We start from the raw sequence: 8,221 nt of genomic DNA on the forward strand, positions 1-8,221 counted from the left end.
CCCGAGCACCGGGTCGAAGGCCCGCGGCAGGCCCCGCACGGACAGTTCCTCCGTCCACACCACCCGGCTTCCGCCGTCCGGCATCTCTGTCACCTCGACGAGCGCCCACCCCCGTACGACCCGCCCGGACTTCTCCAGGCGGCAGACGCCCGACCGGTCCGACCCCTGCCCCGGCGGTTCCCAGACCACGACCTCCATCGGGTCGTCGAACGACAGCGGGCCGATGCCGGTACGGGCCGTGAAGCGGGTCCCGGCCCGGTTCGGGCCCGGTGTCAGCACCCTCGTCCGGGTCAGCGGCACCTGGCGGCCGTGGGCGGGCCAGTCCGTGAGCCGCCGCCACACCTCGTCCGGCGCCGGCGACACGGTCCGCTCGACCCGGAAGAGGGTCACGCCCGGACCCCGTGAAGAAGGCTCACGCCGGCTCCTCGCCCGCCACGACGAGCCCCGGCACGTGCTCCGCCACCTCGGCCCGTACGTCCTCGGGCAGGCCCCGGTCCGTCACCCAGGTGTCCACCTCGTCCAGACCGGCGAACGAACTCAGGCCCACCGTGCCCCACTTGGTGTGGTCGGCGACCGCGACGACCCGGCGTGCCGACCGCATCAGGCACCCGTTCGTCTCGGCTTCCGCCAGATTCGGCGTCGACAGACCCGCCTCCACCGAGATGCCGTGCACCCCGAGGAACAGCAGGTCGAAGTGGAGCGAGCGGACCGCCCGGTCCGCCACCGGCCCCACCAGGGCGTCGGACGGTGTGCGCACCCCGCCCGTCAGGACGACCGTGGCCGCCCCGCGCCGCGACTCCCCGCCCCCGCCAGCCAGTTGGGCCTCGTGGAACACGTCCGCGACCCGGACCGAGTTCGTCACCACGGTCAGGTCCGGCACGTCGAGCAGATGCCGGGCCAGGGCGTAGGTCGTCGTGCCGCCGGACAGGGCGATCGCGCTGCCCGGCGCGACCATCGCGGCCGCCGTCCGGGCGATCTCGTCCTTGGCGCTCGGTTCGAGCACCGACTTGGCCTCGAAGCCCGGCTCGTGGGTGCTCGCCTCGACCACCGGAACGGCCCCGCCGTGCACCTTCGCGAGCATGCCCTGCCGGGCCAGCGCGTCCAGGTCTCGACGGATCGTCATGTCCGAGACGCTGAGGCGCCGGGTCAGCTCGTTGACCCGTACACCGCCGCGCCGCCGTACCTCGTCGAGGATCAGGGCACGCCGCTGCTCCGCGAGGAGGTTCTGGTTGTCAGTCACCGCCGGGGCCGGTCCTTCCGCAGGAGACAAGGGGATGGGTGTCGGATTCGGTGAGGAACGGTGCGCGGGCGCACCACTGTCCGCGATCCTGGTGCCGACGTCGCATCTTCCCACCCTGAGAGGAAGTCCCCTCAGTGTCCCCTGCCACACCCGCTCCGGAGAGCGGGGGCGCGGCGCTCGAACTCCTCGTCCACGGAGTCGGCGGAGCCACCCCCCAGGACATGCTCGACGACCCGAGGACCGTACGGGTCACCGGCGACCGGACCGCCGCCATGCACCGGCGCGCCGGGGACGTCGACGCCGAGGACCACCCGGAGCGGTACGCGGCCCGCCCGGTCCCTGAGGCGTACGTCTGGTCCCATCTGACCTCGGGCGACGGCGCCCGCGCCCTGTGGCTGCTGCTCCTGCCGTTCATGGTCGCCAATCTCGCGCACTGGATGCGCCCGCCCGCCCAAGGCAGGCCGGGCCTCGTCCGGACGTACGGGGTCCTCGTCCGGCTGGTGGCCCTCACCCTCACCGTGCTGCTTACCGCCGCGGCCTGCGAGGTCGCCCTCGACCTGACGGCCTGGCAGTGCGCCGCGAGCGCCGCCTGCGCCGACGCGTACTCCTGGCTCGGCTTCCTCTCGGAGGCGCGGGGCGGCTGGTGGTCGGCGCCCGGCCGTCGCCTCGCCCTCGCCGCCCTGGTGCCCACCCTGCTCGTCGGCCTCCTCTGGTACCTGTCGAACCGGACGTGGAGCGCGTACGAGGCACAGCGCCCGCCCACCGGATACGACGACCCCGCGGCCCAGCCACCGGACGCCACGGGGTCCGCCCCGGTCACGGAGGGGTCCGCCGACACGGAGAGCGCCGACCGCGGGGACGACGGTCCCGGCCCCTTCGAGCTGCGGCCCGCCCTCGGCCGCCCCGGCTTCTGGTACGGCCGCCGGCTCGTCGCCCGCCTCAGGGCCGCCCACACCGCCGCCGGCTTCCTCACCGTCGCCGCCGCCCTCGCCACGGCCACCGCCCGGCACGACGTCACCACCCCGGGCGCCGGCGCCCTCCTCGGCCGGGCGCTCCAGGCCGCCGTCGCCGCCCTCGCGGTGCTCGTCCTCTGGGTCGTCTGCCGCCGCGGCCGCAGCGAGCGCCGCCTCGACCTGCGCGTCGAACGCGCCCTCGTCGCCTGGCTGCCCGGCGTCTCGCTCGCCGTGCTCGCGCTCACCGCCCTCTATGCCGGCTGGTCCCGCCCCGGCTGGACCTCCGACGGAGCCCTGCCCGGCAACGCCGCCTTCGGCGGACTCACCCTCGCCCAGGGCGGCCTCGTCGTCGCCCTCGGTGTCGTCGCCGTACTCCTCCAGCGGCCCCGAACGGACACCCGCACCGCGCTGCGCGGACTCGGCGGACCCGCCGTCGCCATGCTCGCCTGCGCCCTCGCCGGAGTGATGTCCGGTGGTGTCGCCCAGCGTGTCGCCGACTGGCTCGACGGGCCCGCCACCCCCGGCATGGGCGACGGCGGCCCCCGCATCGGCCCGCCCGTGCTGCTCAGCTGGCAGGCGTCCGTCATCCCCGTACTGCTCCTGCTGCTCCTCGTGCCCGCCGTGCTCCTCGCCGCACGGACCGTGCTCGCCGGACGCCGGCTGCGCGCCGAGGTCGAGGCCGACTACGACGCCGCCGACGAACCCGATCCCGTCCGCACCGGCCAGATCGCGGCCGGCCGGGCCCGCGCTTCGCTCACCGACTCCGCGCCCGTCCTCGTCGGCGTCATCTCCGGAGCCACCCTGCTCCTCGGGGCGGGCTCCGTCGCCGGCGCCTGGGCCAGCGGAAACGTCCCCGGCCGGGCCTTCGACGGAGCCCACCCGGCGATCGCCTCCCTCGCCACCGTCACCCAGGCCATCGGCTCCTGGATGATCGGCTTCGGCTTCCTGCTCTTCGTCACCTGGGGCCGCCGCGCCTACCGCGACGCCTCCGCCCGCCGCACCATCGGCATCCTCTGGGACGTCGGCACGTTCTGGCCGCGCGCCGCCCACCCGTTCGCCCCGCCCTGCTACGCCGAACGGGCGGTCCCCGACCTGACCTGGCGGATGAGCTCCTGGACCCGGAGCACCGGCGGCCGGCTCGTCATCTCAGGACACTCGCAGGGCAGCGTGCTCGCCGCGGCCGCCGTCTGGCAGCTGCCGCCCGCCACCCGCGGCCGGGTCGCGCTCCTCACGTACGGGTCACCCCTGGAGCGGCTCTACGGACGCTGGTTCCCGGCCTACTTCGGCCCGGAGGCGCTGCGTGCCCTGAACCGTACGGTCCACTGCTGGAGCAATCTGTACCGCGCCACCGACCCCATCGGCGGACCCGTCCGCGTCCCCGCCGAGGGCGGCCGGCCCGCCGTCGACGCGGCGGCCCTGCTCGACCCGGTCGCCTACGGCCGCACCCGCGCGCACCCGCTGCCCGAGCCGATCCTGGGCCACTCCGACTACCAGGCCGACCCGGCGTTCGCCCGCCGGCGCGGCGCCCTCCTGGACCGGCTCCCGCCCGCCGTACCCCACCCACGCGATCCGAACGCGACGGCCGATCAGGGGAGTTCGGGCAGATCCTCCGGGTAGAGCAGGGTCAGGTCGTCCGTGCTCGCCTCGGCGAGCTCGGCGACCCGGCCCGCGTGCCGCTCCACCATCGACTCGAACGTCTGCCGTGCCGTACGCCCGTTGCCGAAGGCCGGGCCCTTGGGCAGCTTCGTGAAGTACCCGAGCAGCGCCTCGTCCGTGCCCGGGGCGAGCCGGTACTCGTGCTCGTCCGCCTGCTGCCCCACGATCCGGAGCAGCTCGTCCGGGTCGTAGTCGCCGAAGGTGATGGTCCGTGAGAAACGCGACGCCACACCGGGGTTGACCGTGAGGAAGCGCTCCATCTCCGCCGTGTAGCCGGCGACGATGACCACCACCGCGTCCCGGTGGTCCTCCATCAGCTTCACCAGCGTGTCGATGGCCTCACGGCCGAAGTCCCGGCCCGAGTCCTCCGGCGACAGGGCGTACGCCTCGTCGACGAACAGCACCCCGCCGCGCGCCCGGTCGAAGGCCTCCTGGGTACGGATCGCCGTCGAGCCGATGTGCTCGCCGACGAGGTCCACCCGGGAGACCTCCACCAGATGCCCGCGCTCCAGGACACCGAGCGAGGCCAGGATCTCCCCGTACAGCCGGGCCACCGTCGTCTTGCCCGTGCCCGGGTTGCCCGTGAAGACCAGATGGCGGCGGACCGAGGCGGCCTTGAGGCCCGCCTCCTGACGCCTGCGCCCCACCTCGATCATGTTGGTGAGGGTCCGCACCTCCAGCTTGACGCTCTCCAGCCCCACCAGGGCGTCCAGCTCCCCGAGCACGTCCTGCGAGGAACGGGCTTCCACCGCCGGAACATCGGGGACCGGTACGGCAGCCGGGACACGGGGCGCGGGCACCGTCCCGAGCAGTCCCCCCGACTGGGGGGCCGTCAGCACCGTCCCGCCGTCGGGAACGGAGGAGCGGACCGCGCTCTCGTCGCTGGTGCAGTCCTCGGCGCTCGCGCCCTCCTCCGGGAACTCGTAACCGCCGCGCGCGCACCGCTCCGTACGGCACTTGCGCAGGGTGGTCCGGCAGCCGTCGGTGACATGGAACCCGTACCCGCCGCTGCCCGTGACCCGGCAGCCGGTGAAGGAGCCGCGGCCCTCCGCCGACACGTAGAAACCGGCCTCGGCGGGAGAGGTGACCGTGCACCGGTCGATCGTGGGATCGGCGCCCTTGGTGACGATGACACCGGTCTGCACGGAGTCGATCGTGCAGCCGCCGAGGGTGCCGCCGCTGCCGTGGTCCCGGAACCAGGCACCCGTCGACGCCTCCCGGATCCGGCAGTCGTCGAGCTGAGCCGTCGCGCCGTCGCTCACCGACACCGCCGTGTTCCGCACCTGCGACAGATCGCTGTCGACGACGTCCACACGCGAACCCCGGTCGAGGACGAACAGCGCGTCCGGTACGTCGTGCACCCGGCAGGCGTCGAGGACGGCGGTCGCCCCGTCGCTCACCCACACCGCCGGATAGTCGCCCGTGCTGTCGTGGATCTCGCACTGGTTGGCGTCCACCCGGGTCCCGGGGTCCCACACCGAGAGGCCGTTGCGGCCGAAGCGGCGGACGGTCGACCGGGTCAGCGTGAGGACCGAGCGCGAGCGCAGGTCGACGGCGTTCTCCGGGACGTCGTGGATGTCGCAGTCGGAGAGCGTGAGCACCGCGTCGGTGTCGAGCGTGATGCCGTCGCCCGAGGTGCGGTGCACCGAGGAGTCGGTCAGATGGGCGGTCGCACGGGCCGCGATCTGGAGGCCCGCGCCCTTGATCTCGTACACCTCGCAGCCGACCCCTTCGAGTCCGCTGCCCTCACCGGTCACGGCGATCCCGGCGCCGGAGGCGTGGTGCACCCGGCAGCGTTCGAGCCGCGGATGCGCGCCGCCCCGCACGGAGATGCCGGCCTGCCCGGCGGAGACCACCTCGCACTCCTCGAACACCCCGCCCGCGCCGTCGACCACGGCGATGCCGACCCCGGCGGGATTGTCGACGGTGCAGCGGCGGACCGTCGGCCTGGCCGCGCCCCGCACCTCTATCCCGGCCGCCGAGCGGGTCATGATCCGCAGGTCGAGCAGCTCGGGGGTGCCGTCCTCGACGAGCAGCGCCGGTGCGGCGACGTCCTGCCCCTCGATGTGGAGGTCCTGGACGGTGACGGAGGCGCGCAGCGTCAGCGGCACCCCGTCCGGCGGGGCGATCCGCACCGAGCCGATCAAGCCCTCGGGGCCGCGCAGGGTGACGGCCCGCCGCACCACGAGGTTCTCCCGGTAGGTGCCGGGAGCGATGGTGAGCACGTCTCCGTCCCCGGCCGCCTCGAGTGCGGCGGCGAGCGAGGGGTACTCACCCGTGCGGCGCCGCCACCGCGATGTGCCGGTGTGCGTCACCTGGACCGTGCCCTGTGCCATGGGTGTGTCCTGCCCCCGCCTCATGCCTCGCCGCTGATCCGATGCCCCACCGTAGCGCGCGCGAGGGCACGGGGTTGACGGGTCGCGGACCCGCACGTGTACCCGCGGCGGGGCGGGCGCCGGGCGCATGTCACGCCCGGTCAGGGGACGGTCGCCGATGGTCGAGGTCGGTCGGGCTCGGTCGCGCGGCGGCGCTGCCGGAAGTCGGTCGGAGGCCGGATCCCGCCCCCCGTTCGACCGGGGTCCGAGCGTGGGTCAGCTGCCGGTTCCGGTGCGGCCCCAGTCTGGTCCGGTCGCCGCCCACGCGCGGTCGAGGCGCGCGTACCGCGTCAGCACCAGGCGGCGTACGGCGAGGCGGCGGACGATCTCGACCATGAGCCCCGCGAGCAGAGCGGCCGTCAGACCGGCGACGATCGCGTGGGCGCGGGCGGTGTCCGCGTGCATCGGCGGAGCCACGGGGTGTCCGGTCCGGTCGGTCCAGAGGGGGAAGGCGGCGCCCGGTGCGGAGGTCCGCCGGGCCGTCGTCACCGTCCCCGTACGGGCCGATCCGTCGGGTGCGGTCCACTCGGCCACGACGGAGCGGCGCAGACGCTCCTCGCCGGCCGCCTCGGCGGTCCTGGGGCCGCCCGAAGGCCGGTCGGCCGGCCTGAGCACCCTGGCCGTCGTCGGCACCCGCTGTTCCTGCTGGACGCGGACCGCGCGCTGGAGCGAGCCGTGGGCGGAGGCGCCGGCGGCCCAGCCGGTCAGGGGCACGAGGAGGCAGAGCAGCGCGACCGCCACGAGGGCGACCCAGGCTTCGACGAGATCCGTGGTCCGGCGCAGGGGATTGTGCCGCCAGCGCCAGAGTCCGATGGCAGCGCGCACGCCGGAACCCCCTCGTTGTTCACAGCTCCTCCAACGAGTGTGCCCCGGAGGCGGGTTCCCCGCCTGTCGGGTCGGTGAGGTGTGAGGGGGTCCTGAGGGGTTTCGTGGCCCGGTCCTGCCGGAAGGCGCGGAGGGAAGGCTCCGGTCCTGCCGGAAGGCGCGGAGGGAAAGCGGCTCAGTCCAGGATCTTCACCTCGTCGCCGACCCGGACGGTGCCGGTGTGCTCGGGGACGAGGTTCTGGCCGAAGACGACCCGGCCGTCGCTCTTGCGGTGCCGGGCCAGGGTCCGCAGCGGCTCCTTGCCGCGCTCGGCCGTGAACTGGTTCGTCGTGGTGACGACACAGCGCCCGCACGGGCGCGCGACCCGGAAGGTGACCTCTCCGACGGCGAGCCGCGTCCAGCCGTCCTCCGCCCAGGGAGCGACGCCCTCGATCACGAGGTTCGGCCGGAACCGGTTCATGGGAAGCGGGCCCTCATGTGCGTGGTCTCCCTGCGCGATCAGGGAGTTGAGTGCGTCGAGGGACGACGTGGTGGTGACGAGCAGCGGATAGCCGTCCGCGAAGCTCACCGTCTCCCCGGGCAGCGCGAAGTCAGGGTCGACCGGACGCCGGTGCTCGGGCGCGTCCATGTGGACGAGCCGGAACTCGCCCTCCAGGTACGCCGAGAGCCAGCCGGCCGCCTCGGGGTCGGCCGGCACCGCCTCCACCGGCTTGTCGAAGATCTCCACCGTGACCGTGGCCGAGGGGTGCGGTACCTCGACCGTCAGCGGCGGGAGACCGGACGCGGAGAGGACTACCCCGCCGCCCGGCAGCGGCTCCGCCGTGGCCAACGCCATCCGGGGGTGACGGCGTTGGGTCACGACCTTGTCCGCCGCGTCGACGACGGCCCAGCGACGGTCCCCGGCCAGCCCCCAGGGCTGGACCTCGGCCTCCGCGGGGGCCAGCGCACGCATGGCCTTCACCGGATGGACGTGGACGGAGCGGAGTGAAGGAGTCGACATGCGGTCATCCTGCCAGCCGCTCCGGACCCGACGCCGTCCGGAGGGTGAAAGCCGGTCAGTAGCCTCCGCCCTGGTAGGGGCGGTTGTACGGGTCGTCGTACTGCATCGGCGCGGGGGCGGGCCGGGGTGCCGCCGGACGCATCGCCTCGTACCCCGCGCCGATGCAGTACGA

7 protein-coding genes are annotated in these 8,221 nt (G+C 74.4%); 1 reads left to right on the plus strand and 6 read right to left on the minus strand.

Annotated features, from left to right (window positions below; translation table 11 throughout):
- Window positions 1-390, minus strand: a 390-nt coding sequence (locus AOK00_RS34505; RefSeq protein WP_055604083.1) for an SRPBCC family protein, incomplete at its 3' end; no start/stop codon positions are given.
- 22 nt (window positions 391-412) lie between these two features.
- Window positions 413-1,240, minus strand: a complete 828-nt coding sequence (locus tag AOK00_RS34510; RefSeq protein WP_055604078.1) for a DeoR/GlpR family DNA-binding transcription regulator — start codon at window positions 1,238-1,240, stop codon at window positions 413-415.
- 134 nt (window positions 1,241-1,374) lie between these two features.
- Between AOK00_RS34510 and AOK00_RS34515 the strand changes: the two genes are divergently transcribed.
- Entirely contained in the window at window positions 1,375-3,810 is a 2,436-nt protein-coding gene (locus AOK00_RS34515) for a hypothetical protein (RefSeq protein WP_055604079.1), read from the plus strand.
- On the opposite strand, the gene AOK00_RS34520 is transcribed toward AOK00_RS34515, so the two are convergent.
- The 4 genes from AOK00_RS34520 to AOK00_RS41515 form a co-directional block, all read right to left on the minus strand.
- The gene (locus tag AOK00_RS34520) at window positions 3,780-6,185 is read right to left on the minus strand and encodes a right-handed parallel beta-helix repeat-containing protein (RefSeq protein WP_055604080.1); all 2,406 of its coding nucleotides are present in this window, start codon (window positions 6,183-6,185) and stop codon (window positions 3,780-3,782) included. The two genes, AOK00_RS34515 and AOK00_RS34520, sit on opposite strands and share 31 nt — an antisense overlap.
- Before the next feature lie 255 nt (window positions 6,186-6,440).
- On the minus strand, window positions 6,441-7,049 hold the full coding sequence (locus AOK00_RS34525) for an Rv1733c family protein (RefSeq protein WP_055604081.1): 609 nt from the start codon (window positions 7,047-7,049) through the stop codon (window positions 6,441-6,443).
- Window positions 7,050-7,224: 175 nt separating this feature from the next.
- Window positions 7,225-8,049 (minus strand): MOSC domain-containing protein, encoded by an 825-nt coding sequence (locus AOK00_RS34530; protein WP_055604082.1) that lies wholly within the window; start codon window positions 8,047-8,049, stop codon window positions 7,225-7,227.
- Between the two features lie 55 nt (window positions 8,050-8,104).
- Window positions 8,105-8,221, minus strand: a 117-nt coding sequence (locus AOK00_RS41515; protein ID WP_367870076.1) for a DUF6643 family protein, incomplete at its 5' end; no start/stop codon positions are given.

The sequence above is a fragment of the Streptomyces aureus genome, assembly GCF_001418135.1.
Taxonomy (GTDB): Bacteria; Actinomycetota; Actinomycetes; order Streptomycetales; family Streptomycetaceae; genus Streptomyces; species Streptomyces aureus_A.

Bases quoted from the DNA above. Each gene is read 5' to 3' on its own strand.
- AOK00_RS34520 (WP_055604080.1), bottom strand. From the start codon at position 6,185: ATGGCACAGGGCACGGTCCAGGTGACGCACACCGGCACATCGCGGTGG.
- AOK00_RS34530 (WP_055604082.1), bottom strand. From the start codon at position 8,049: ATGTCGACTCCTTCACTCCGCTCCGTCCACGTCCATCCGGTGAAGGCC.